Origin of the sequence: Pedobacter suwonensis (assembly GCF_044762335.1) — a bacterium.
Classification (GTDB): Bacteria; Bacteroidota; Bacteroidia; order Sphingobacteriales; family Sphingobacteriaceae; genus Pedobacter.
Genome location: NZ_JBIWEB010000011.1, coordinates 51,357 through 77,983, shown reverse-complemented (window position 1 = coordinate 77,983; position 26,627 = coordinate 51,357). Strand labels below are relative to the sequence as shown.

General features: G+C 40.3%; 18 protein-coding genes. 8 read left to right on the top strand and 10 right to left on the bottom strand.

Features of this window, described 5'->3' with window-relative positions; genetic code table 11:
• The first annotated feature begins 106 nt into the window (after nt 1–106).
• The 3 genes from ACIQXP_RS16985 (at nt 107) to ACIQXP_RS16975 (ending at nt 4,487) form a co-directional block, all read left to right on the top strand.
• The gene (locus tag ACIQXP_RS16985) at nt 107–1,462 is read left to right on the top strand and encodes a Gfo/Idh/MocA family protein (RefSeq protein ID WP_387506180.1); all 1,356 of its coding nucleotides are present in this window, start codon (nt 107–109) and stop codon (nt 1,460–1,462) included.
• A gap of 140 nt (nt 1,463–1,602) precedes the next feature.
• Complete coding sequence (locus ACIQXP_RS16980) at nt 1,603–2,967, top strand: 3-keto-disaccharide hydrolase (RefSeq protein ID WP_387506178.1); 1,365 nt, start codon at nt 1,603–1,605, stop codon at nt 2,965–2,967.
• Between the two features lie 326 nt (nt 2,968–3,293).
• Nucleotides 3,294–4,487, top strand: coding sequence for a Gfo/Idh/MocA family protein (locus ACIQXP_RS16975; protein ID WP_387506176.1), 1,194 nt, complete (start codon nt 3,294–3,296; stop codon nt 4,485–4,487).
• 169 nt (nt 4,488–4,656) lie between these two features.
• Here ACIQXP_RS16975 and ACIQXP_RS16970 read toward each other — a convergent pair whose 3' ends face one another.
• The 4 genes from ACIQXP_RS16970 to ACIQXP_RS16955 form a co-directional block, all read right to left on the bottom strand.
• The gene (locus ACIQXP_RS16970; protein WP_387506174.1) at nt 4,657–6,363 is read right to left on the bottom strand and encodes a GH39 family glycosyl hydrolase; all 1,707 of its coding nucleotides are present in this window, start codon (nt 6,361–6,363) and stop codon (nt 4,657–4,659) included.
• A 335-nt stretch (nt 6,364–6,698) separates the two neighbouring features.
• Nucleotides 6,699–8,348, bottom strand: a complete 1,650-nt coding sequence (locus ACIQXP_RS16965) for a protein-disulfide reductase DsbD family protein (RefSeq protein ID WP_387506172.1) — start codon at nt 8,346–8,348, stop codon at nt 6,699–6,701.
• Between the two features lie 14 nt (nt 8,349–8,362).
• Entirely contained in the window at nt 8,363–8,812 is a 450-nt protein-coding gene (locus ACIQXP_RS16960) for a protein-disulfide reductase DsbD domain-containing protein (RefSeq protein ID WP_387506171.1), read from the bottom strand.
• Nucleotides 8,813–8,827: 15 nt separating this feature from the next.
• Nucleotides 8,828–9,889, bottom strand: coding sequence for a PLP-dependent cysteine synthase family protein (locus tag ACIQXP_RS16955; protein WP_387506169.1), 1,062 nt, complete (start codon nt 9,887–9,889; stop codon nt 8,828–8,830).
• 195 nt (nt 9,890–10,084) lie between these two features.
• Here ACIQXP_RS16955 and ACIQXP_RS16950 point away from each other — a divergent pair, with 195 nt between their 5' ends.
• Nucleotides 10,085–10,552: an Lrp/AsnC family transcriptional regulator gene (locus tag ACIQXP_RS16950; protein ID WP_145860563.1), complete on the top strand. Its 468-nt coding sequence runs from the start codon at nt 10,085–10,087 to the stop codon at nt 10,550–10,552.
• 358 nt (nt 10,553–10,910) lie between these two features.
• Here ACIQXP_RS16950 and ACIQXP_RS16945 read toward each other — a convergent pair whose 3' ends face one another.
• The 5 genes from ACIQXP_RS16945 to ACIQXP_RS16925 all read right to left on the bottom strand — a co-directional run bounded on the left by ACIQXP_RS16945 (nt 10,911) and on the right by ACIQXP_RS16925 (nt 17,393).
• Entirely contained in the window at nt 10,911–12,272 is a 1,362-nt protein-coding gene (locus ACIQXP_RS16945) for a DUF3526 domain-containing protein (RefSeq protein WP_387506167.1), read from the bottom strand.
• Between the two features lie 8 nt (nt 12,273–12,280).
• Nucleotides 12,281–13,726: an ABC transporter permease gene (locus ACIQXP_RS16940; protein WP_387506165.1), complete on the bottom strand. Its 1,446-nt coding sequence runs from the start codon at nt 13,724–13,726 to the stop codon at nt 12,281–12,283.
• Nucleotides 13,726–16,233 (bottom strand): TonB-dependent siderophore receptor, encoded by a 2,508-nt coding sequence (locus tag ACIQXP_RS16935; protein ID WP_387506163.1) that lies wholly within the window; start codon nt 16,231–16,233, stop codon nt 13,726–13,728. The genes ACIQXP_RS16940 and ACIQXP_RS16935 overlap by 1 nt, the downstream gene beginning before the upstream one ends.
• A 13-nt stretch (nt 16,234–16,246) precedes the next feature.
• Complete coding sequence (locus ACIQXP_RS16930) at nt 16,247–16,942, bottom strand: ABC transporter ATP-binding protein (protein ID WP_387506161.1); 696 nt, start codon at nt 16,940–16,942, stop codon at nt 16,247–16,249.
• A 91-nt stretch (nt 16,943–17,033) separates the two neighbouring features.
• Nucleotides 17,034–17,393 (bottom strand): hypothetical protein, encoded by a 360-nt coding sequence (locus tag ACIQXP_RS16925; protein WP_387506159.1) that lies wholly within the window; start codon nt 17,391–17,393, stop codon nt 17,034–17,036.
• 947 nt (nt 17,394–18,340) lie between these two features.
• Here ACIQXP_RS16925 and ACIQXP_RS16920 point away from each other — a divergent pair.
• The 4 genes from ACIQXP_RS16920 to ACIQXP_RS16905 all read left to right on the top strand — a co-directional run bounded on the left by ACIQXP_RS16920 (nt 18,341) and on the right by ACIQXP_RS16905 (nt 25,345).
• Nucleotides 18,341–19,945 carry a tetratricopeptide repeat protein gene (locus ACIQXP_RS16920; RefSeq protein ID WP_387506157.1) on the top strand — a complete coding sequence of 535 codons (1,605 nt, stop codon included), beginning with the start codon at nt 18,341–18,343 and terminating at the stop codon, nt 19,943–19,945.
• 261 nt (nt 19,946–20,206) lie between these two features.
• Nucleotides 20,207–22,984, top strand: coding sequence for a TonB-dependent receptor (locus tag ACIQXP_RS16915; RefSeq protein WP_387506155.1), 2,778 nt, complete (start codon nt 20,207–20,209; stop codon nt 22,982–22,984).
• Nucleotides 22,985–23,006: 22 nt separating this feature from the next.
• Nucleotides 23,007–24,266: a right-handed parallel beta-helix repeat-containing protein gene (locus tag ACIQXP_RS16910; RefSeq protein ID WP_387506153.1), complete on the top strand. Its 1,260-nt coding sequence runs from the start codon at nt 23,007–23,009 to the stop codon at nt 24,264–24,266.
• Between the two features lie 2 nt (nt 24,267–24,268).
• Nucleotides 24,269–25,345, top strand: coding sequence for a phytase (locus ACIQXP_RS16905; protein ID WP_387506151.1), 1,077 nt, complete (start codon nt 24,269–24,271; stop codon nt 25,343–25,345).
• A gap of 149 nt (nt 25,346–25,494) precedes the next feature.
• Here ACIQXP_RS16905 and ACIQXP_RS16900 read toward each other — a convergent pair whose 3' ends face one another.
• Nucleotides 25,495–26,391 carry an AraC family transcriptional regulator gene (locus ACIQXP_RS16900; RefSeq protein WP_387506149.1) on the bottom strand — a complete coding sequence of 299 codons (897 nt, stop codon included), beginning with the start codon at nt 26,389–26,391 and terminating at the stop codon, nt 25,495–25,497.
• Nucleotides 26,392–26,627 lie beyond the last annotated feature (236 nt).

Genomic DNA, 26,627 nt, shown 5'->3' with positions numbered 1-26,627 from the left:
AGCGTAGCATTATATTAAACTAGAAACGCTAATTTGGATGCTGTTAAACGTGCATTAAATCGTTTAACTTGCAATCTATCTAACCTTATTTAAACCGTTGTATTCTATGGAAAATTCCAGAAGAAAATTTATAAAACAATCAGCAATATTTGCTGTAGCAACCTATGCAGGCACCATGGGTATGAGTGCTAAAAGTTATGGGCGTATTATCGGCGCAAATGATCGGGTACGAGTTGGTGTTGTTGGATTTTCTGATCGTTTTAAAGATACGCTTCTGCCTTGCTTTCTGAACCATAATAAAGAACTTAACTTCGATATTGTAGGTCTTTCCGATCTTTGGAATTACCGAAGGGATTTAGGAATTGCCCATTTAAAAGAAAAATTCGGCCATGATATTAAAGCCTGTCGTAACAATGATGAGCTTTATGCCACAAAAGATCTGGATGCCGTGATTATCAGTACGGCAGATTTTCAACATGCACTACACACCATTGAGGCGGTAAAAGCCAATTGCGATGCTTATGTAGAAAAGCCGTTTGCTGAGACGATGGATGACGCTAAAGCTGCATTTAAAGCGGTTAAAGCCAGCAAGCAGATTGTACAGATTGGCTCCCAACGAAGGAGCGGTGAAAATTATATCAATGCTGCAAAATTTATCCAGGATGGAAAATTCGGGCCCATCACTGCGGTAGATCTGGTATGGAATGTAAACCAGCCTGGCAGATGGCGCAGACCGGATTTGGTAGCTAAATTAAAGGAAGAAGATATTGATTGGAAAAGATTTTTACTCAATCGGCCAAAGGAAGCTTTTGATCCAAGAAAATACCTGGAATATCGTTTATTCTGGCCTTATTCATCAGGAATGCCCGGGCAATGGATGAGCCACCAGATTGATACCGTGCATTGGTTTACCAATTTAAAACACCCGCGTAGCGTAGTGGCAAACGGAGGCATTTACACCTGGAAAGACGGCAGGAGGAACTGGGATTCGATGGTAGCTGTATTTGATTACGGCCAGCCGGATACCACCGATGGTTTTCAGGTTACTTTTACCTCCAGGATGCAGAATAGCGTTGGCGACGTAGGTGAAGTTTATTACTCGAATGGTGGTGAACTCAACCTCATAACCAATAAGGTATCGCCAAAGGGAGGTTTAAGGGAAAAAGAAGCAGCTGCTATGGGAATGAAAGCCAATCTTTTGCCAGAATTTGATTTAAGTAAAACTGCAATTAAAGCTGCAACCGGTGCCAATATGGGTGGTGATAGCTTAACCTCCAGTCATATGCGCAACTGGATGGAATGTGTGCGGAGCCGTAAAACACCAAATGCGCCTGTGGAAGCCGGTTATTCACATTCTATTGCCAATATCATGACCAATGCTGCTGTACGCACGGGTGCAAAAGCCGTTTTCGATGAAGGCAAACAGGAAGTAATGGCAAATGGAAAAGTATTTAAATATTAGGTGCAGTCATTGCGGGGAAGCATGATAGCTTGTCCCGACCGTTCGGGGAAGCAATTTTTTGGCAAACAAACTGTTTTCCAGAAGTTTGGAATAAACAGCCATCGGAATAATTAAAGACTATAAAATCTCATAAACCTATCATGTTAAATTTTAAAAAATATAGTATTCTGGCGTTTTCGCTAATCAGTTTATCCGCAGCTGCCCAAAAAGCAAAACCATTATTTGATGGTAAAACGCTTACCGGCTGGAAAGCCGTTGCAGGTGCTGCTCCATATAAGGTTGAAGATGGAATGATTGTGGGAACGATGACCAAAGGCACACCCAACTCATTTTTGATTACCGAAAAAGAATACGGCGATTTCATTTTAGAGCTGGATGTGAAGCTGGAAGGCGAAACGACCAACTCGGGTGTGCAAACCCGTAGCCATATTAAACCCGAAGGAAACGGCGGTAAAGGGCTGGTTTTTGGCAGGCAGGTAGAAATAGACCCTACACCACGTGCATGGACGGGAGGAATTTATGATGAAGCCAGAAGGTTGTGGCTTTATCCTTTAGAACTTAATCCATCGGCCAAACCATTGTACAAAAAGAATGAGTTTAACCATTACAGAATAGAATGTATTGGTAATGAAACCAAAACCTGGGTAAACGGAACGCCCGTTGCCTATGTGATCGATACCTTAGATCAATCTGGCTTTATTGGCTTACAGGTTCATGGTATTGGCAATAACCTGGATAACGATGGCAAGAAAGTTTATTTTAAAAATATCAACATTCAAACTGAAGGCTTGAAAGCCAAAGCTTTTCCAAAAGGAATTTACACCGTTAACTTAACGCCAAATGCCTTATCTGCTTACGAAAAATCGGAAGGTTATAAACTTTTATTTGATGGTAAAAGCAATGCAGGCTGGGTTGGTGCCTATAAAACTGCTTTCCCTTCCAAAGGATGGAAGATTGCGGATGGTATCATCAGTGTTGAACCTTCAGGAGGTGCAGAATCGACTAATGGAGGAGATATTGTAACGAAGGATGAATATGCTGCTTTTGACTTATCATTTGAGTTTAAGCTGACGCCCGGAGCCAATAGCGGTGTGAAATATTTTGTTACTTTAAGTGAAAACAATTCGGGTTCGGCCATTGGTTTGGAGTACCAGGTTTTGGATGATGAATTACATCCTGACGCCAAACTGGGCAGAGATGGAAACCGTACTTTGGCCTCTTTATACGATTTGATTACTTCGAAAAAAGAAGCCCGTTACCTGCGCCCAATCGGCAGCTGGAACAATGGACGTGTAGTGGTTTATCTGGATAACCGCGTAGAGCATTATTTGAATGGTGTAAAAGTGCTGGAATATACCCGTGGTTCAGCAGAGTTTAAAAAACTCGTTGCTATGAGCAAGTATAAAAACTGGAAAAATTTTGGTGAAGCGCCAAAAGGGCATATCCTACTGCAGGATCATGGTAACAAAGTAGATTTCAGAACGATTAAGATCAAAAAATTATAAGTTTTGATTTGAAAACGGGCATTGGTTCAATATGGCGGCCTGCAGTCCCGCTTTCGCTTATAGTCCTCGTTACGCTGTGGGCTATTTAGCTCATCCGATAGCTCCGAATCGTTTATCATTAACGTTTGTGCCTTGAAACAAACCCATGAGCACTGACGGATGGTAATTAGCCCCGACATACGCGGAAATACTTTTTGTTGCATGTTCGATCATACAGTAAGGACCTGGAACAAAAAGATTGCAGCATTGGCGGGACCAGCCTTTAATAGCAGCAGTAGTTAGCGCTCCAAATCATCATTTTAAAAAAAATAAAATATAAACATATCATGCATCGTCGATCTTTTGTTAAAACATCAGCCCTAATAAGTTCTGGATTACTTTTGGGCAATCAGGGTTTTGCCAATTTAGCAGCTGATGAAATTATTAATGTGGCCATGATTGGTTGTGGTGATCGCGGTAAAGGGGTTCTGTCGGTAATTAAGTCTTTGTCTGCAAAGTACAAAATTAAAGCCTACTGCGATCTGCTCGATTTTAGGCTAAAGGAAACTGAAAAATATGTTCCTGCTGAAGCAAGGGCGATAAAAGATTATCGCAAAGTTTTAGATGATAAAACAATCGACGCAGTTTTTATTGCCACACCTTTAAGCGAACATTTTATAATTGCAAAAGATGCAGTGCTGGCCGGCAAACATGTGTATGTGGAAAAAACCATGACTTATAACATTGCCCAGGCACTCGAACTTAAGAAACTGGTTAAAAAACATCCTAATCAGGTTTTTCAGGTGGGTTATCAGTACCGTTATTCTCCATTATATTTCAAGGTAAAAGAGATGATCCAGAGTGGTTATTTAGGTAAGGTTAGCCAGATTGATTGTCGTTGGGACCGTAACGGTAACTGGCGCAGGGCAGTTCCGGACCCGGCTTTAGAACGAAAAATAAATTGGAGAATGTATAGGGAGTATTCTGGTGGTTTGGCTGCTGAGCTGCTTTCACACCAGATCGATTTTATTAACTGGGCTTTCGAAACCCAGCCTGATGAAATTATGGGCTCGGGAGGGATAGATGTTTTTAAAGATGGCCGCGAAACTTACGATAACATTCAGGCTATACTGAGGTATGATGAGAAAGGTATGATTGGTAACTTTGGGGCTACTTGTGGCAACGCACATGATGGTTACCTGTTTAAAATAAAAGGTACGAACGGTTCGGTTTCTCTGCTGACCAATACCGGTTTATTTTACCCTGAAGCGCGTACCAAAAAAGAGTTGGGTATTGTTGATGGCGTAACCGGGGCAACCAAAATAGTGGTCAATAAAGACGGCGGAATCCCGATTTTGGATAAGCCCACCATAGATGGAACAAACTATGCGCTTGACGAATTTTATAAGTCGGTCACTTCAAAAACAGAACCGGCATCAAACATCAATACCGGCACCCAGGCGGCTATATGTGTGGCCATGTGCAACGAAGCGATTTACAGTGGTAATAAACAGGTTTGGAAGAACGAATATAGCCTGTAAATCAGGTCATTATCAACGGACTGAAGAATCTTTTGTATTGGCTGTTGCCGCACCGACGAGCGTCAACTATTATTCCATGCTCATTTAATGACGCAGATTAACTATCGAACTGATAGATGGAAATGGTCTGTGAGCCACAGACCACGGGATTAGATTAACACAGGACGATTTACCACTCCAACTTTAAAAAAGCTACTCCCTGTCTCGCCAATTCCATCTCAAATAGACCGTTGCCTGTATTGAATTTGGTGGGTTTACCCATCATTTTAAGCTGACCGGATTTTTCCAAAGTTGCAATCTGTTTTGCATCCGGGTTTTGTGGCGAACCCATTTTTTTCCATTCGGTATAAGCATTGCTATTATCAGTATCGATAAGATATTGGGTGATGTTTACTGTTTTTGCAGGCAGTTGATTTAACGAGATGGAAACAGTTTCTTTCGTTCCAGTTTTATCTTCATCGTGGTAATTCCAAACGATAACAGCAGCCGTTTTATCTGCTTTGGTGGCTAAAGCCCCAATATCTGTCTGCGTTTTTCTGATACTCGAATCGAGGATGGAATTTAAATTGTACATCCGATTGCTTATGGTCTCCACACGGTTTCCTTTCATCTGGCCAAACATCCTGAACACATTTAATACAGGTTTATCTACGCCGTTGGTTGCTAGATCGCGAAAGCCCGCAAACCAGGGCTGGTTTTCAAATTCGAACGACCAGGTAACAGCGCCCAATAGGTTGATATTATATTTGTCTGTAAGTTCATAAAGCCTGGCAAAAGAAGCTGCAGTATAACTCGAATACATGGTGCCATTGCGGTAGGCATTTTCTGGATTGGTACTCATACCACAGGCGGCACAGCCTTCGGGATCAGATTCGCCAATGATAACAGGTATATTTTTAAGTTGAGGATATTTACGGATGATCTTGTAATTGGCATCGATATTACGGAGCTGCGCCCTTACATTCATTACAACAGTTCCATCAACTACGCGGGGTGATCCTTTAGCATGAAACAATACAGCATCTAAAGGTGAACCGATTTTACCAGTTACATAATTGGTATCGGTTAAGCAATGTTTGATAAAAGCGTCTAAAAACCTGGTGCCGCCACCGGTTACATTGGCACCACCAATTTTTGCAGTGGGTAAAGCCCTTTTCAGCCCATCGGCAGCGTAATCATAAAGTTTAAAGAATTCAGCCTGTGTACTTTTCCAGTAAGCGCCATCGGGTTCATTCCATACTTCCCAATACCAGCTTTCTACCTCCTTCCTACCATAACGTTCTATACAATGTTTAACCCATTCATATACCAGATTGCCCCATTTTTTATAATCTTTGGGCGGGTAGGCCCAGCCTGTTAAAATTTCGTCGTAACGTGCGCCAGGTTTCCATTTATGCTGGTATGGAAAAGGTTTGATAGACAAGGCCTCTGGCATAAAACCAATCTGCGCCAAAGGTTTCATACCTCTTTTTACGTAAGTATCGAAAATCTGATCGACAATTTTCCAGTTATAAACCGGATTACCTTGCAAATCTTCGGTGTAAGCATTGGTAGATCCCCATTTTAAAGCAGGGGTTCCATCTCCGGATGTGAGCAGGTTATGCGTACGTACATACACCGGAACCGGACTAAACTTTGAGATTTCGGTGAGCAACTTCCGGCCGTCTTTCATATAGGTATAATTTGGTTCATCGTATCCGAACCAGGCCCAAATAGGTTGCATAGGTGCTATGTTCTTATCGAAATTAACCTGAATATTAGCTTTTGACTGAGCGTTTGCGGTATAGGTGAAAACGGCTAAACCGATGAAAAAGCAAGCTTTTTTTAAGAGGTACATGTGGTATTTATGACGTTTGTTTGAGACTGTAACTTTCACGTTTAAAGTAAATAAAAAAAATGATATTCATCAGGCTGCCCGCTAACAAATTCAAATAATTGATAATCGTTCTTCCAAAATCTCTCCGTTAATTTTCAATATGGCTTTTTGGACTTTTAATGGAAAAGTGTTTCTGACTTGTTTTTGTCAGTTGAGTATGGGATTTAATCTTATCACTAAATCCGTAGAGACGCTGCGCTTAACTCTACGGGCAGTTCATGTAAAAGTAGTGATAGCTCAGTTCAAAAGCCTAAATTAAAAAAAGGACAGACCATCCGGTACTGTCCTTTTACATCATTAACTAAAATTAAATTCAACACTTTTATTCTATCTGTTTAGTGGAAAGCGTTTAAACCACTGAGTAAGAATTTTTTGTAATTAGCTATTTCATAATCAGCACCTTGCGGCGGTGCCAATAGGGATTCTGTTTTTGGATTGAGCAGTACATAAAACGGCTGTGAATTGGATTGGAATTTTCTGGCTTGCAAGTCGCTCCATTTTTTACCGATGGTGGTAAGTTTTTTCCCTTCGGGTGTAACTGCTACATCAGCAGGAGCCAACTCCGTTTTATCATCTACGTATAACTGGATCAATACATAATCATTGTTTAGCATTTTGTATACATCCTTGTCCGGCCAAACGTTTGCTTCCATTTTTCTGCAGTTTACACAGGCATGGCCGGTAAAATCGATCATTACAGGTTTGTTCAGCTTTTTTGCTGCGGCCATACCTTCATCATAATCAAAATAAACATTCAGCTTTAAAGGTGCATGGAATTTGTCTGCATATTTATGCGGACCGTCATTTGTTGCAGTCTGTTTTCCGCCTAATAAACTGGCAGTATACAGATCAAAATCCTGGGTTTCCTGCGGTGGAAGAAAAGCAGAAATGCTCTTTAACGGCGCGCCCCACATGCCCGGGATCAGGTAAATGGTAAAAGCCAATACTATGGTAGCCAGAAAAAGCCTAGGTACGGAGATAAATGCCAATGGGCTATCATGCGAAAACCTTAGCTTACCCAGAAGATAGATGCCCATCATCCCAAAAATAACAATCCAAAGGCTTAAAAATATTTCGCGGTCAAACCATTCCCAATGGTAGGCCAGGTCTACATTACTTAGAAATTTTAAAGCAAATGCAAGTTCAAGAAAGCCAAGCACAACTTTAACACTGTTTAACCAACCACCAGATTTTGGCAGCTTGTTCATTGCAGATGGAAATAAGGCGAACAGGGCAAAAGGGATGGCCAGGGCTAAGGAAAAGCCAAACATACCTACGGCCGGGCCTAATAAGGCGCCGGTTGTTGCGGCCTGTACCAATAAAGTGCCAATAATTGGACCAGTACACGAGAAGGATACCAGGGCCAGCGTTCCGGCCATAAAAAATAAGCCCGCTACGCCTCCTTTATCAGAATTGGCATCCATTTTATTTACCCATGACGAGGGTAGGGTAATTTCGAATGCACCTAAAAACGAAGCTGCGAAAGCCACAAGCAATAAGAAGAAAAAGAAGTTAAATATCCCATTGGTAGATAAACTGTTTAAGGCATCTGCACCAAAAATTACGGTAACCAAAAGGCCCAGTACCACATAAATGAGAATAATAAAAAAGCCGTATAACGCTGCGCGTTGAAAGGCCTTTCCTTTTTCTGAACCTTTAGTGAAAAAACTTACCGTAAGCGGCAGCATAGGGAAAATGCAAGGCATCAACAGGGCGGCTAAACCGCCAACAAAGCCCGCAATAAAAATACCCCATAAAGTTTTGTGTTCTTCTTTCGATGGTGCAACAGTTTGATCAACCTTGTTTGGTGCCGCTGGTGCTGTTTTAACAACTGTATCAGTTGCTTTGATGATACTGTCAGGCGTCTCAGGTTTAATCTCTGTAAAGGTGAGATCATCAGTACCGGAGCTGTCTTGTGCATATCCGTTTAAGGATATGGCACCACAGAACAGCAATCCAAGACAGATTTTTTTTAAGGATGTCATATGCTTGTTTGCGCTTATTTTACAGGAATACTAAAGTCAACCTGTTCTGGCGGCAAACATTGTTTATCGTCGCATACCATAAATTCTACATTACCTTTAATGGTTGCCGTTTTACCTTTCAGCTTTACTTTCTGTTGAAAAACGACAGATTTTTCGAAGTAGCTCACCTCCATTTTGAAAGTAGGTTCGAACTTGGTTATTGCTTTTGGCTCGATCGTTTTGCCAATCAATGTGTAAGCAGCAGCTGTTGGAAAGGTAAAAGTTGTTTTAACAGGACCACCATCTTTAACAAATTGCGAGTAGAGGTGCCAGCCCTCGTCTATAGTAGCTTTAATAAAAACAGTAGCGGTATTTGGGCCGGTTTTTTTTGCAGCGTAACTCCAGGTTACGGGTTTTAAGATCTGGCTATATGCGCCAAGGTTAATCAGGCATACGGCACATAACAAAAAGGTGATTTTTTTCATGTTGTGGTTATTAAATTATTGGTTATGGTGGTTTTGTAATCTGCTAAAGGCCTGGTAATCCATAAAATCTACTTCAGGGGTAATGTATCCAGCCTTAACTGGTTCCTGCTTCATTAAATCGGTACTTAAATATTTCTTGTTGCTATCAGAAAAAATTGTGACTACACAACTGTCAGTTCCCATTTTTTGCTGTTGTTTAATGGCGCCTATTACATTGGCTCCTGATGATATACCTACAGCTAAACCAAGTTTTTCTGCCAGTTTTTGCGCCATTAATATGGCATCGCCATCGTTTACCTGCACTACTTCGTCCAGTTCACTCAGTTTAACAATTTCAGGAATAAACTCATCAGAAATGCCCTGGATTCTGTGGCTGCCTACTTTGTAACCTGTAGTTAAAGTTGGTGATTCTGCAGGCTCAAGGGGATGTATTTTAATATCAGCATTTTGCTTTCTTAAAAAATTGCCAACCCCCATAATGGTTCCTCCGGTGCCTACGCCTGCAACAAAAGCATCGGGCGATATGTTTTTTAATTGCAGTTGCCCCCAGATTTCCTTCCCAGTGGTCTGTTCGTGTGCTTCCGGATTAGCAATATTTTCAAACTGTTTTGGTAAAAAGATATTTGGGTCTTTTGTGGCCATTTCTTCTGCAAGTTTAATGCTACCGATAAATCCGCCTTCTTCTTTGCTCACCAAAATAATTTCAGCACCTAAACTTTTAATAATATCCATGCGCTCTTTGCTCAGCCAATTGGGCATAATGATGGTTACCGGGTGGCCTAAAGCTTTACCTATTGCTGCAAATGCAATTCCGGTATTACCGCTCGTCGCCTCCACTATCCGGTCGCCAGCTTTAATTTTACCTTCAGCATAAGCTTTTTTGAGGGTATAAAGCGCCATCCTGTCTTTAATACTGCCCGTTAGGTTATAGTGTTCACATTTAACGTAAATTTTGCCCAAACTTCCACGATACGTATAAGTAAGCTCCAGCATTGGGGTGTTGCCAACCAGAAGTGATAAATGTTCAAATTTTCCCATATTGGAAATTGTTAATTCATTAGCGGTTAATGCTTTCATGGAGATTTTTTAAATCAATTAAAGTAAATTTTTAACTAATTAAATTTCGGTAAAACTCTGTATTATTCTGATTTGGATCAATACAAGTCGATTTTTTCGGAAATTTTTTGCTATTTTTATCATTATTTAATTTTTATTTCAGTTTAGGCTATTTTTTTTAAGGTCTGTTATATTTTTTTTCATTCATCAGCGTATATGGTACAGGGCGATTTAGATCAGGTTGACATCGAAATATTAAAATTGTTGCAGCATGATGCCGCCTTAACCCATAAAGAAATCTCTTTGAAGCTGCATAAATCGATAGCAACCATACACGAACGTATAAGGCGATTAAAGGAGCAGGGTTATATTAAAAGAGTGGTGGCGATTCTTGACCGGAAAAAGATTAATAGAAACCTGATTGCTTTCTCTCATGTACTGCTGAAAGAACATACCGCCAAAACCCTGATCGAATTTGAAACCGAGGTGTCTAAGTTTGGAGAAGTAATGGAATGCCTGCAAATGACGGGGGCGCATGATTTTATTCTCCGTATCGCTACTAAAGATATGGATGCCTATCACGAATTTTTACGGAATAAACTGGCTACACTGCCTAATATTACGACTGTTCAGAGCTACTTTGTACTTTCCGAACCAAAAAGTGAAACTGCTTATCCGCTGTAGGGAGGTAATGTTCATTAGCCATTAGTATATTGGTCAATAGTTTACCGGCATTTGTTTTCTCCATAAAGCTTGCGTCATTTCGAGCGGAGTGCAACGTAGTAGAGAAATCTATCAGGATAGATTTCTCTGCCGGGTGTTCGAGACTGCGCTTTAGTCGTCGGGATGACGACACTTTCTATGGAAGCCTATCAATGATAATCGGGTGCAAAGCAGCCTAAAATCTTAATAAGTAGATTTCTCCCCGCCCGCCGCACAGGTGGGCATTTCGCCGCCGAGGAAAAACGGATGGCTCAAGTTGAACGGACGATTTTATTCATAAATCATCCAAAGAAATTACAAGTACATTTTTATTAGCAGGTTAACTGTTGAATCTTTTCAAATTTAAAACCGTAGCGCCAATCATAACCATGGTGAGCAGTGATATCGAAAGCATATTAATCCATACACGCGGAATCTGTTGACGGTTATATTTTTCCAGTTTATAATTTTTAATATCGGTATCGTTAACATCTCGATTAAGGAAGATTGCCGGATAAAAATGCAAGCGAATCTGCTCGTGGTATTTTCTGACAGCCTGTTGAAATTCAAGATGTGTAGTAAGATCTGATCCTGCCATTTTATTTAACCCAAGCTGCGTTTGTACGGTAGGAAAGAAAAAGGCAAAAATTTCTGTAAAATCCTGCCTGCCGACCAATTTCTTTTCGATGGACAGCCTGCTTGCCAATGCCTGGTCATCACCCATTTGCTGCATGGCATAATACCAATACCAGCTAAAGGTTTTCTTTTCAGGAAACGGATATTTCTTCAATTGGGGATAATGTTTAAAAAAGGGTTTCATGGTCACGTCTTTAGCCATATCCCATTTTTCATGATAGCCTTCGCGTTGGTTAATTACATTTTGCAAGGCTTCAGGTACCGGGTATTTTCGCGTTAGAAAAAGATTAAATGATGCCGGAATGACGATGCAGAGCAGTACCCACACGGCTATTAGCGCTGAGGCATTAAAATTTGAAGACTTACCTAAAGAGATGAAGAAAAAGGAAACAGCAAACCAAAAGCTCAGGTAGAGTAAAATAAGTACGGTAACCGAAAGGAAGGTTACGTCTTGCGGTAATGCCAGGTAAAACATCGCTACCAATAATAGCAATAGTGCAACGCTAAAAATCACCGCAACCCTAACTAAAAATTTTTGCCAGATAACCTTAAAAGACTGGTTGGTTTGCGCCCTCAAAAGTGACCATATCCCACTTTCTTTTTGTTCTGAAAGGAGGTTGTAGGTGAAGGCAATAATAACCAGCGGGAACAAAAAGATAAATACGAAACTAAGATCCATGTTGCCCAGCAGCAGGCTGACCGGATTATTGATATCGGTATCATAAAGCTGTCCTTCAAGCCCCAACATGGTTACCGAAATTAAGTAGGGGTTTATATCACGCTGTCCGTTGGCAAAGGCCGCCCATTTATCAGGGGAGTTGGCCAGTGTAAACTTATTATGGAAAAATAACAGGCCAATATCATCGCCGAAATGCTCGATATTTTCAAGGGTATTTTTCTTTTGCAATATGGCTGCTTTTTCAATTACAGCTTCTTGCCTGGCAATGAAAGTTTTGCCGAAATACAGGCCGGCAAAACCTGTTATAAGAAGCACAAAGATGCCAATCCAGGAAGAACTGCTTCTAAAAAACAATTTAAATTCGAGCTGATATCTATTTTTTTTCATGCGTATTGCTATATCGTTTTAAGCCATTTGGTTGAATATTGGAGCAAAATAACCGTAACCAATAACCAAAAGGTTAAGGCACTCAGCGCTAGTAGCTCATTTGACAGAACCGTATCTAATGTTTTAAAACGATAGTTAAAATCGGGTTGTTCTGCCCAGTTGGACTTACTAATGGCTAGCGGTTTCTCTTCATCCCCAGGTTTAATGTTGCTGATTTTCTCAATCTGTAGCTTATTCATCTTTTGAGCGAGCTGATAGCGGTAAGCTTCTGCCTGATGCTGAAAATCGACGTAGGTATTAAAATCAGATGCGGTTAAAGCCATCGAAATATTTTTCAGCGATAAATAAGGGTTTAAAAAACCCGTGATTGTAGTCATGCTGTTCTGTTTTTTGAAAATTTTGTTCAGTTCATTCTGGTGGCTACTGTAAATTTTTGAGGTGATCTTTTCACCTTCGGCCATAATATAGCCACCATAGTTAAAAGGAAGTTTTTTAACATCATCTACGGCGTAAGCTTTCAGCAGCGAATCCTTAATGGCCGCGTAGTGTGGGTCGTTTGGATCATGGCTGTCGCCCTGCTGATGAACTTCTGTCGCAATGGCATCGGCAAACTCTATTTTAGACGGCGAAGGATGGATCTTTACCCCAACCGCCTGGGTAATGCGTGGCATAATCACCATAAAAAATATCCAGCAGGCCAATAAGGTAATCAAAGCGGATTTAGAACTGCGGGCAAAGGCAGAAACCAAAACCGTAACGGCCGACATGATGAAAAAATAGATGGCATAAGTTAAAACCAGGAGTAACAGACGTAAGGCTGAATCCATACTGATTTGCCAATGACTTAATGATGCCCATAACAAGATGGTGAGCAGGATAAGCGGAAAAAATATAGAGAGGCACACGCCGATAATTCCCATAGTTTTCCCCCAAAGGAGCTGTCTCCAGCTTATGTCCTGGCACAACAGGATTTTTAAGGTGCCTGATTCACGTTCGGCCGATATGCTGTTATAACCTAAAAAGAAAATGAGTAAAGGCACCAACAATTGTAATACCATGGCCACACTGATTTCGCCAAAGCTTAACATACCGTTTGTAAAACCTGCTTCACTAAAATTAACGGTATTCTGTTTGTGTGCCTCTAAAAAAATAGATACCCCTGCAAAACTTTCTATGCCAAAATCGAAGAAACTGAGTTCATGTTTTTCACGAAAGGCGAGGTAGCCATAGTGCGCCATCCGGTGTGGGTGTTTATCTGGTTTAGCTAACCATTGCGCCCTTACCAGCGCTTTATAATGGAGCCGTTGATTATTTTGCATTTTAAAGTTTTGCCAACCAACATAAGTAGCCAAACAGAGTGATAAGCCCAGTAAAAGTGTTAAGGCTAATGTTGCTTTATTGTTGAATGCGGCTTTAAATGTTTGTTTTGCGATAGTGCTTATTCTACCCGACATTATATTCTATAGGTTACGTTAAACATTACATTTCTTGGCGTGCCCGGGAAAAGACGCAGGTAGTTTTGCGCACCTACCCAATAGGTTTTATTTAAGATGTTATTTACATTTAAGGCCAACTGCACCTTTGAGCCGGCCGGCGAATAATAAGCTGCGGCATCAACAAGGGTATAGGCTGGTAGAGTAAAATCCCTGATGTATAATGGAAGTTTAGTGCCGATATATTGTAAACCTGCACCAAAACCCAGGCCCTTCAATTTTTGAGTTTCAAAATTATAACGTGTCCACAAACTGGCACTGTGCTTTGGCGTGTTCTGCACCCGTTGACCAATCAAAGCCGGGTTGAAATCATCCATAATAATAGCATCAATGTAACTATAGCCCGCATTAAACTGCCAGTTCCGGCTGATGAAACCTGAAGCTTCAAACTCAAATCCGCGGCTGCGCTGTGCGCCACGTTCAATTAAACGGTTCACATCCAGAGGGTCGTTTGCATTCATCAACAGGTTTTTCTGGTTAATTTCAAAAACCGAAATGTTAACCATTAAACTTTTATTCAGCCATTCTGATTTTGCGCCAATCTCTTTCAGGTCACTTGTTAGGGGTTTAAAGTTGGTGCCTGCCGGCGGTGGTACAATAACGAGTGAAGAGGTGTTTCCCTGTGGCTGGTAACCCTGCAAATATGTTCCGTAAAGGTTAATGTTATCGGTTACCGCATAGGTTAGCCCAACTCTTGGTAAAAGCTTCTGCTGATCGATCTTCTTTTCTGTTACCAGTTTGTAATTGCTGTAATCCTGGTACCATTCCTGTCTCAGGCCCAGGGTTAACGTGAGTTTACGGTATCTGATCTGGTCCTGAAAATAAACCGCATTAACTAAATTATAGGCCGGCTGGATTTCAGTTTTGGTAAAAATATAATCGCTTAAATTTTTAATCGTATAACTTGGGTTAGCAAGGTTGAAATGCTCAACATTAGGTACAGGTGCATTCACCCCATTTACCATTTTAAATAAATAGAGGTCTTTTTTTGCCGGATCATACCTGCTGGCAATGTTACCATCTTTTAGACGGTAACCCTGTGCTGCATTTTCGCCGCCGCCACGTAGTTTCTGGGTATTGATGCGGTCGTAGCCTATTACCATTTTATGGTTCAAGTGAAATGTATTGGCGTTTATACTTAAATAAGTACTTAAATTATCGGTACTCCACTTTTGCTGGCGCTGAACTGCCCGCATAGCAGCAAGGGTGGGGATCGCTTGATTGTTTTCATCAACACCAAAAGCATTGGTGGTACGATGTTCCAAAAGATCTTCATTCCAGTTTTGCTTCATATAAGCCACATTAAATACAATATCCTGATTAAAGCGATGAGAAAAATTGGTCATCAACATTAAATCCTGAGTGTTAAAACGATCATTGCTGGCACCCATATTAAAACTGATGGGTGTACTTTTTAAATCGGTTTGCCCGGCAATGGCGCCAAAAATAGCTTGGCCACGGTCCAATCTTGAATTGCTGTTGTTTAGCACAGCCTCTACATTTAAACTGGTACGCTCATTCGGGGTGTACGAAAACGAAGGGGCGATTATATGACCTTTTCTGTACTGGAGGTCCCTGAAACTTTTGCTGTCTTCATATCCAAGATTCAGCCGGTAAAGCAAGGTTTTATCCGCATTTAAGGGGCCTGTAAAATCTAATGCTCCACGTATGGTACTAAAACTTCCGGCTGAAATACTGATTTCCCTGCGGTCTTCTGCCAGCGGTTTTTTTGTTACGAGGTTAATACTTCCACCCGGGTCTACACTCGAAAAAGTAGCACTTGCCGGACCTTTTATCACCTCAATCCGTTCCAGGTTGTTGGTTAATGGTTGGTTAAAATAAAATTGGCGGGTACGCATGCCGTTAATGATGGCGCCTTCTTCATTTTGGTTGATTCCCCTGATGGAGAATTGGTTGTAATAACTGCTTTGCGATACACTGGTTACGTTTTTGATGGCATCAGCTAGTACAGCAGCCTGCCTGTCGGCAATTAATTCTTTCGAAACCGAAGAAATAGCCTGTGGAATGTCTTTGTTTAAAGTGGCCGTTTTTGTGGCTGAAAAGGAATAATTGCCGTAATATTTTTTGCCGTTGGTACCCACCACCTCTACCGTTTGTAGTTCTTCATTCGAAGCTTGTAATACAATGGCATCGAGGTTTAAATCACCTGTTTGATTGACAGGATATATGAGGCTGAAACTGCTATAACCAATGGCGCTAACGGTAACCGCATAATTAGCTGTTTTAGGTAAAATAAGCGAGAAATTCCCCAACGAATCGCTTATTGTATTCAATTGATCTTTACCATTTTTAAATTTAATAGTGGCTTTGTAAATGTTTTGACGCTCTGCATTGATTACTTTCCCGCTTACCTTGATCTGGGCAATGGCTTGAATGCTTACCAGATTGAGCAGGAGGAGTAAAAAAAATGTAGCGGCACCATAAAGTGCCTTATGTTTTGGGTGCATGAAATGGATTTGATTATATGGTTTGTAAGTATAGTTCCTGCAAGTCGGTTGCGTTAATTTCGCTTGCTTTAAGGGTATGGATCAATTGGCCCTGTTTCATAATGCCGATGTGCGAGCCTACATTTACGGCATTAAAAATATCATGCGTCGCCATTAAAATAGATTTACCTTCTGCAGCCAATTGTTTAACCAATAGGGTAAATTCGGCCGTGGCTTTTGGATCTAAGCCACTGGTTGGTTCATCCATTAAAATAATTTTCGCGTTTTTAGCCAGGGCAATCGCAATACCGACTTTCTGGCGCATCCCCTTGCTGAAACCGGACAGGTGTTTATGGTGAGCCGATTCTTGTAAACCACATTGATTTAGAAAATTGGTCAAACTACTGGTTTCATAATTAAAACCTGCAAGTTTTGAAAAGTAATCGAGGTTCTCTATGGCCGAAAGGTTACCGTAAAGCATCACCACTTCAGGAATGTAAGCAAGGTGTTTGCGGCGCTCGTGATCATGCGCATCCAGCGCCTTGCCATCGATTAAAATTTTACCCGCGCTTGGTTCAATAAAACCAAGAAATAAATTAATGGTGGTCGTTTTACCTGCACCATTTTGGCCCAAAAGGCAAAAAACCTCGCCGGCGTTAACGGTTAAATTAAGTTGGTTCAGAGCCTGATAAGCTCCATAATTTTTAGATAATGAAATAGCTTGAAGCATAATATATAGGAAATATAGGCGCATGCCGGATACAGCTGCACATTAAACAAAATAAATTTGTCGGATAAATAAAGTAAACCTGATTTTGAGATTATGCCATTAAACTTGGCGGCCCTTTATTGCTAAAAGATAGAATATAAGCAACAGGTTGCTTGATCAGATAAACACAGGGTTTAATACCTGGTTTATTTATAGGTAAAAGAAATGCCAGCGGTAAAGGGCGATCGAAAAAGTGCGATTGGTGTTTCAGCACTTCGCAGAGTTTACAGGTTAACTTTGTCGAAACAAGTTGGGCGTTGTATTTTGAATGCGATGTATGGTTTACGGAATGTTTCGCTGCGTGGTGGTGCAGACTTTCGATCAATGTCGCATTAAGAAATACCCCTAATAACAATATCGCCCAGATGCGGGAAAAAATTTCGCGGCGGTATTTACTCTTTGAATGATTCAATGCAACAAAGTTACATTTAAAAAATTAAAATCAAACCTTTTATCAGATTTGGTTATCGGATCTGATGTTTAAATACTTGTAGTCAATATACTAAAATGGAGCTACGGTGGTAGAGTTTAAAATAAAAATGGTTCGTGCAGACACGAACCATAGCAGTGGTTACTTTAGCCTCGCCCTCTGCTTAATCCCGGTAGATTAGCTGGTAAATAAAATAAAGTTTAAACCTGGATAACGCTGTCGATCCCTTAGGTTTAGTTAACTCAGGTTTTTCATTTCATCGACCCCTGTGTTTATTCTGATCGCTTAGGTGGTCTGTGAGGACACAGACCACGGTGGTGGCAGTAGAGTTAAAATGAAAATGGTTCGCGCAGAAACGAACCACGGCAATGGTGATAGTAAATTCCTCCGTGTCAATCTGTGTTTTCCGTGGTAAAATTAGTTAAGAAATATTAAGATTCTTTTAGTTTTTAGGAAAGCAATACTAGTGCTGCTTCGGTTATGGTAGTCCCGCCCTTTGCTTAATCCCGGTAAATTAACTGGTAGATAGAATAATACACAAACCGGGATAACGCTGCCGGTCGGGTTTAGTTAACTCAGGTTTTTCATTTCATCGACGCCTGTGTTTATTCTGATCGCTTAGGTGGTCTGTGAGGACACAGACCACGGTGGTGTTTAAAATGAAAATGGTTTGTGCAGACACGAACCATTGCTATGGAAATAGTGAAATCCTCCATGTCAGTCCGTGTTTCCGTGGCAATATAAACAGCTTGTGATCGGTGTTGTCAGATGTTACCATCTGACACGTAAATAGTTAATATCACTTAGAACTCAAAGCGAAAAAGACTCGGTGAAGCACGTTAATTATATCACCTGAGACTTCACTTAACTTTAAGTTAACACCGGTATCTTTTCTTTGCTCCATATTGCCTGATGCAATTGCCTTTAAAATGAACAAACTCATTAGTCTGCTTTTATTTTCTCTTTTTTTCATCTCTGATGTAAACGCCCGGGAAGATCGATTTGAATCAATTTTTGTTCAGGATCAAAAAGATCCGGCTACAGCCCTGGCTCAATTAAAGAGGATCTATGCCAAAGCTATTGATGATAATGATGAGTTAAAAGAGGGCAAATGTTTAAAGCAGATGGGCAAGATTTGTTATACACAAGGCCACTTTAGTCAATCTTTAGAGTTCTTTTTAAAAGCAGATAAGATATTTGGTAATGCCAATCAACCATTGTTATTGGCCGCTAACCTTAATGATGCCGGCGTGCTTTACTATTACATGAAACAGAAAGACAAGGCCATGAATAGCTATCGTAAAGCTATTGATCTCTATAAAAGATTAAATAATTTAACCGGACAGGTAACGGTATTGGGCAATATTGGGCAGTTGTACGAAAAAAGGCAGCTTTATGATAGTGCGTTTTATTATCAAAAACTGGCTCTAAAAATAACCGAAAAGCTTAACAATAAAAGCGAAGCTGCAAAAATACACGAAAACTTCGGGAGCATATATGAAGATCTGGAGCGTTACGATTCCGCTTACGTACACTTTAAACAGTCACTGGATTTATATCAAAAAGACCGGAATAAGCTGGGAAGTATTGAGGTCATTAACAATTTAGGCGATATTTTGCGTAAAACCGGTCGGTATAAGGAAAGTATTGTGCAAACCGAAACGGCTCTAAAACTTGCCGAAAAAATGGGAAATATTTATCAGGTAAGTTCCTGCTGCAGAGATTTAGGAAAAGCCTATGAGTTATTGAACAATATGGACAGCGCCTATCATTATGTAAAACTTGGTTATAAATATACTATCGATCTGTATTCGGTAGATGGAGCCAGGCAGGCCGCATTTTTGCAGGTACTTTACGATATCAATAAAAAATCTGATGAAATTATCAGATTAAAAAACGACCGGAAGGTAAACCGGATTATTGCTTTTTCTTCTGCCATTGTGGTGATATTATTGGTTGTTCTGGGTTTTGTGATTTTCAGCAGGCAACGTTTAAAGTTAAAAGATCAACACATGCTGGCAAGGCAAAAGGCCATAGAACACGATATGACCAGCCTTGAACTCAAAAATCTTCAGCTCGAAGAACAAAATCTGAAACAATTACTAGAGGTAAAAAGCAGGGAGTTATCTACTCATACTTTAAATCTGATTAAGCATAACCAGTTTCTGGAAAACCTGAGAAGTACCTTGCAGGCAATGGTGAAAGAGGATAAACGCGATCAGAAAAAGCAGATGAGCCAGATCCTAACCGAGATTAACCAGAGCTTTAACCACGAACGCAATTGGAAGGAATTTACGGCCGCTTTTGAGCAGGTACACCATCAATTTCTGGAAAGCCTTAAAAAATATAGTCAGGAGCTTACCTCAGCAGATATGCGCTTAATCGCGTTGTTAAAAATGAATCTTGATTCGGGAGACATTGCCACCTTGCTCGGTATATCTACCGATAGCTTAAGGGTATCAAGATACAGGCTAAGGAAAAAGCTAAATCTGGCTCAAGGCCATAATTTATCCGCATTTATCCAGGCCTTATAACCGTTACATCGATGGCTATCTATTGCCTGTTTTGAATGTTTTTTAGGGCTTAACAATTCGTTAATGTAACGGTAATAAAAGCATAACGGCGTTTTTTAATATGTTTAATGGTCTTATTTACAGTAGTTTGTTTCTTTTTGTTGCTTTTTGATATATGCCTGTTGTAACGCTGTTGCCTTTATGTAACCCTTAATATTTTCTGATGTAATCTGGCGTGTACATCTTTGCCCCGTCGATAATAAAAAGACAAGACCAAACGCAATGAATAAACCATTACAAATTCTGTTTTTACTTCTTTTTTGTGCAGGCACAGTTCATGCCACAAAACTAAAGGGCCATGTTTACGATAAGCAAAGTGGCGAGGCCATTGTAGGTGCAACGGTGGTTTTAGAAAATCCAAGGCGCATAACCAATACCGGATTAGACGGTACTTTCGAATTTAAGGATGTTAAAGTTGGTACTGCTAAAATCAGCATAAGCTATGTTACGTACAGAACCATCGAAAAAACATTCGTGATCATGAAAGAAGATAACGATCATTTAAAGTTTTACATGGAAAGTGATTCGAGAATCCTTGAAGATATTACCATTAAATCCAATACGGTTAGTTCTACTGATCAGGGGGCAAGACGCTTAGAAAAAAACGCGCCACAACTGATGAACATCGTATCAGGCAGGGCGATTGAAATTTCACCGGATCTCACGGTTGCGAATGTGATGCAACGTATTTCGGGTGTATCCATAGAGCGTAACAGCAATGGCGACGGACAGTACGCCATATTAAGGGGAATGGATAAACGCTATAACTATACGTTAGTCAACGGCGTTAAAATCCCAAGTCCGGATAATAAATACCGTTATGTTCCACTCGACCTTTTTCCTGCTGATTTACTCGATCGTTTAGAGGTATACAAAACCCTTACCCCAAATTTAGAGGGCGATGCTATTGGCGGTGCGATTAATATGGTGATGAAAAATGCACCGGGTTTGTTGCAGGTAAATGCCAATCTTTCTACTGGTTACAGCCAATTGTTTTTCGATCGTAAGTTTACCAGCTACAATGCTTCGGATATCAGTTATAAATCGCCTTATGAAATAAACGGCAGAACCTATAATGCTACACAGAACGATTTTACCAAAGGAACGCTTGATTATAAATATAGAAACCCTGCACCTAATCTAATCGGAAGTTTATCTTTAAGTAAACGCTTTTTGGATAATAAATTAGGCGTAGTGTTAGCAGGAAGTTATCAAAATACCTATCGCGGAAGCAATAGTACCTTCTATAATAATTCCGTTGTTGGTACAGATGCTTATGCCACCATTACCAGTAAAAGTTACCGTGAATTTTCGGAGCAGCAACAACGTACAGGTTTGCACGGGAAAGTTGATTATGTTTTTAACAAAAACCATCAGATCAGTTTTTACAATGTATATGTTAACCTGAAAAATCAGCAGGTTAGGGATGCCGTAACTACTACTTATAATAAAGATTATGATCCAATAGCAGGAAATGCACAGTTGGTTTTCGATACCCGTAGCCGTTTAACTGAGCAGCAGATTTACAATTCAACGCTGCATGGCGACCATCAGTTTTTTAATGATAAATTTAAGGTGCAGTGGTCGGCTGTTTATTCTTCTGCCAAAAACGATGTGCCTGAAAATACCAGTATCAGTTTAAATGGGTTGGAACAGAATTTCCAGCGCAAACGCACCAGCTTGGTGAATACCAACCCGGTTACCCGCAGGTGGGAGCGTAATACCGACGAAGATTTGGCAGGTTATCTGGATCTGGCCTATCATGTTTTAGCAGGTAAGCATAAATTGGATGTTATGGCTGGAGGTTTATACCGCGATAAACAAAGAAGCAGCTTCTTTAATAATTACAATATGGCCCAGGCCGCTGATCATGCAAATGATGTTTACGGTGTAAATTTCCAAAATTATACCGATCTGAACCTGGTGGTAAGCAATCCAACCGGTGCTGTAGCCAATTCCCTTACCTACGATGCCACGGAACAAACCACTTCCGGTTATGGAATGTTTAAATATAATTCAGCTAAGTTAGAAGTAATTGGTGGTGCAAGAGTAGAGCATACCAATCAGGGTTATCACCTTCTTTTTGCCGCAGGAGAATCTTTTCCAAAAGGAAATCAGGTTTACACCGATGTATTGCCGAGTTTAACCGCAAAGTATTTCTTAACGGAAAAAGCACAGTTACATGCCTCTTATTATAAGGCGCTTAACCGCCCGGGTTTTTATGAAATTGTACCTGGAAAGGTGGTAAATGAAGAATTTCAGGAACGTGGTAATCCTAATTTGCAACGTGCTCTGGCTGATAACTTCGATTTAAGGTACGAGCTTTTTCCCGGCGCTTCCGAGCAATTATTGGTTGGTGCTTTCTATAAAAGGATAAAAAATCCGATTGAATATACTTTTCAGGCCGATGCTGTTCGCGGTCAGGATATTTATTACAGCCCGGGTAACTTTGGTATCGCAAATAACTACGGAGCTGAGGTAGATTACATCAAGTATTTTAGTAAAATAGGGGTGAAGGCCAATTATACGTATACCCATTCGCGTATTAATACCACTAAAACCACCAGGGTAATCAATAGCACCACCGGAGATACCGAGCCTGCAAATGTGAATCAGGAGCGTCCGCTTTATGGTCAGTCGGCACATATTGCTAACCTGTCTATATTGTTTAAAGACACCAAAAAAGGCTGGGATGCTCAGGTTGCAGGTGCCTACACGGGGCCACGGATCAACACGGTTTCGCAGTTCTTAAACAACGATTTATGGCAGGAAGGATTTATCCAGGTTGATGCCGCTGCAGAGAAGCGTTTTAAAGGCGGAATAAGTGTTTTTGTAAAAGCCAATAACATTTTAAATACCCCGGCAAAACTATTTATAAAAGGTACAAATTCCGCAAATAACGATATCAAAGAAGATTTGGTTAAAAACGGAAATACCTTGATCAGGAGCGATTATTATGGCCAGAATTATCTTGTTGGCTTTAGGTATAAGTTTAATTAATAGCATTTTAAGAAACAAAGACATGAAATCAAATCAGATTTTTAAATTATTAATCCTTGTTGTGCTGGCCCTGGCAGGATGTAAAAAAGCCAATATAGATGTAGATACTACTGTTATTGATGGTTCGGCAATCGGAGAAGTTTCCGGGGTTTGGGCAAAAGGCAGTACACAGGTAATTAAAGGCGATATTGTCATCCCTGAAGGGAAAACCCTGACTATTGAAGAAGGGGTAACGGTGCTGATGGACACGGTTGCAAAACCAGAGATTGTGATAAAAGGTAACCTGTATGCACTCGGAACGGCAGAAAATCCAATCAGGTTTACGGTAAATGAATTTTATAAAACTGCGTCAAAAAAATTCGGAAAGCTTTGGGGCGGTATTTTGGCCGGGCCAACGTGCGAGGAACTGGTGCTTGATCATGTAATCCTCGAATATGCTGGCTCCACTACTTCGGATGCTTCCACATCCGTAAAAATGGGGCTTTATAAGGCCAAGGCTGGAGAAAATCTGCCCGCACTCTGGTTTGCCAATGCCAATGGCAAATTAGTGGTTCAGAACAGCATTTTCAGGAACCTCCAGGAAGATTGTACCTACATTGAAGGCGGGAAGATTATTTTTGCCAATAATGTGTTTTATACTACGGGTGTGACAGGAGGGGAAGCCATGAATTTTAAATCTGGCTGTTTAGCAGATATCGCTTATAATCTGGTTTATAGCACCAATACCAATGCCTTAAAATTATCCAATACAGGAGATAAAACGCCGCAAACCTACATTATTGCGTATAACAATACCATGGTGAATACAGGTTGGAGAAGGCCAACGGCCAAAGGCGGATCAATCTGGCTGGAAAGTACCGTACGTGCCGATCTGTATAATAACCTTTTTGCCAATACCCGTTTTGGCGTAAAAAGAGATCCGAAAAAACCTGAAGATAGCCGTTCTGCTTATGGCAATAACTGGTATTATGGTTTTGATCAGACCACTGTAAATCAGTTTCAGCCAACAGGCGATATTGTAGGTGGTAAAAACGATGTGATCAGCAATGTGGCCGGTGCAAATGATCCTAAATTTGTGAATTATCCTTTAAACACGGGAGTTACCAATGCCGATTTCAATACCGCATGGGATTTTCACCTGCAGGGTAACTCACCCGCTTTAGGCAAAGGCATCACTAACTTTAACCGTCATCACAAAGCAGGCATTGTAATGAAAAACGGAATTACCTATATCTCGCCTTCTCCATCTACATTTGTTGGTGCATACGGAACTAAAATATAAAAATGAAATACAACCACAACCATATTTTAAAGTTTGCCGCTTTTGCGGTTTTAAGCCTGGCCATTTCTTGTAAAGGAGGTGCGCAAAATGGAAATAGTACAGCCGTAAAACCCCTATATGTATCTGACCCTGTCGATTTTGATACCGATGATCCTGCAATATGGGTAAACCCAAGCGATCCTGCACAATCTTTGGTAATCGGTACCGATAAAGATACCAATGGTGGCCTGTATGTTTTCGATCTGAAAGGCAAAATCATCCAATCCAAAACGGTTAAGGGCTTAAAGCGACCTGATAATGTGGATATTGCCTATGGTTTGCAGTTGGCTGGAAAAAAGACAGATATTGCAGTCACAACCGAGCGTTATACCCATAAACTGCGTATCTTTTCCCTGCCGGATATGAAGGCAATTGACAATGGCGGAATTCCGGTTTTTGTGGGAGAAACAGGTGCAGAGTACCGTGATTTGATGGGGATTTCGATGTATACCGATCCTGCTGGAAAAATTTATGCCATTGTAGGCCGTAAAACCGGCCCTAAAAATGGAGGTTATCTTTGGCAATATGAATTGACAGATGACGGAAAGGGTAATGTTAAAGCAGATTTAGTGCGGAAATTTGGATTGTATAGCGGGAAAAAAGAAATCGAAGCTATTGCCGTTGATAACGAATTGGGCTTTGTTTATTATTGCGATGAGCAGGTAGGCATACGCAAGTATTATGCAGATCCGGCCAAAGGAAATAAAGAACTGGCATTGTTTGGACAAGGCGATTTTGCCGTGGACAATGAGGGTATCGCCATTTATAAAACACCAGGCAATAAAGGATATATCCTGGTGTCTGATCAGGGTGCCGGGCAGTTAAAAGTATATGACCGGGTAGCCAGGAAAAATACGGCCCATCCGCTATTAACCACCATAAAATATTCAGCTAATCAAACAGATGGTATTGATGTGGTTTCCGTTCCTTTGAATAAAGATTTTAAACACGGTTTGCTGGTGGCGATGAGCGATGATAAAACCTTTCACTTTTATAGATGGGAGGATATAGCGGGTAAAAAACTCGATGTGAATAGGTAAGTTGCAAGTTTCGTTATTGCGAGAACACTTCTCCAGCCGACGAAGCAAGAAATGTTGTGGTCTGTCGAAGGAGAAATATTTTTTAAAGTAGTAAAGGTCTTCGACAGGCTCAGACTGACAACTCTCCAGACTTAATTAATAAGATTAGACTACACCGCAATATTATTCGATAATTTATATTCAGACGGGGTAATTCCCGTCTGCTTTTTAAAATATTTACCAAAAAAAGAGGAATTGCTAAAACGCAGTTCCATGGCTACTTCCGAAATATTCATTCTATGGCTCGTTAGTAATAATTTCGCCTCCCTGATGACCATTTCATCAATGATTTCCCCCGCTGTTCTATCGGTTACCTGTTTCACTACTTGTGATAAATGCCTGGGTGTAATGCGTAAGCGGTTGGCATAATAAATTACACGCTTTTCCTTTTTGAAATTTTCTGATACCAGTGATAAAAACCGGTTCGTAAGCTCTGTTTTGCTATCATGCACAAAAGGCATTGCGTCTTTCTGTTTGTGCTTTAACAGAAAAATATCATACAAGAGTTCTAAAAAGCTGTTGTGAACAATGTTTTTAATCTGAGGCGTGTCTTTAGGTACATTCAGTTTTTTGTGTATGGCAAGCATGTCATAATAAATGAATGTATGCTCTTCTTTTGATAATGAAAATTTATGGATAGGATTGGTCTGGAACATTCTGTAAGCTTCGCCACTGTTAAAAAATACCCCTCTGGTTTTTAAATAACTTTTGCTAAAATGAATACTGATAAATGAAACCTCGCTGTTATCTCTTATTTCATAAACAGCATGCGGAAAAATGAGTAGAATATCCCTTTGGTTTAATACATGTTCTGTAAAATTTATCCTGAGGTTCATTTTCCCTTTAGTGATCAGGATCAGCGCATAACTTGATACACGGAACGGTTCAGAACTGCAATAATTGGGATCTGTGCTATGATGGATTTTAGCCATCAGACCATCATTTAAAGACAGCGCTTCCTCATGGTCTTTTTCAGAAAAAGTTTTGGTGAGTAAATCTTCTTGCATAAAAATTGTTCCGTATTTTTAATCATTTCTTAACAGATCCAATCATCTTCTGCACCACAATTTTATCCACCCTATTTGGATAGTTTTTGCCCCCTTATCTATCGGATTTTTGATGTGGCAAATGTAATGTTCAGAATTAATTTTGCAAGAATATTTTTTTTAAATGACTAATTTCTGATTGATTTTTACGTTTTTGATTAATAATTTAAATAAATTAAAATGCTTTAAAACAGTTA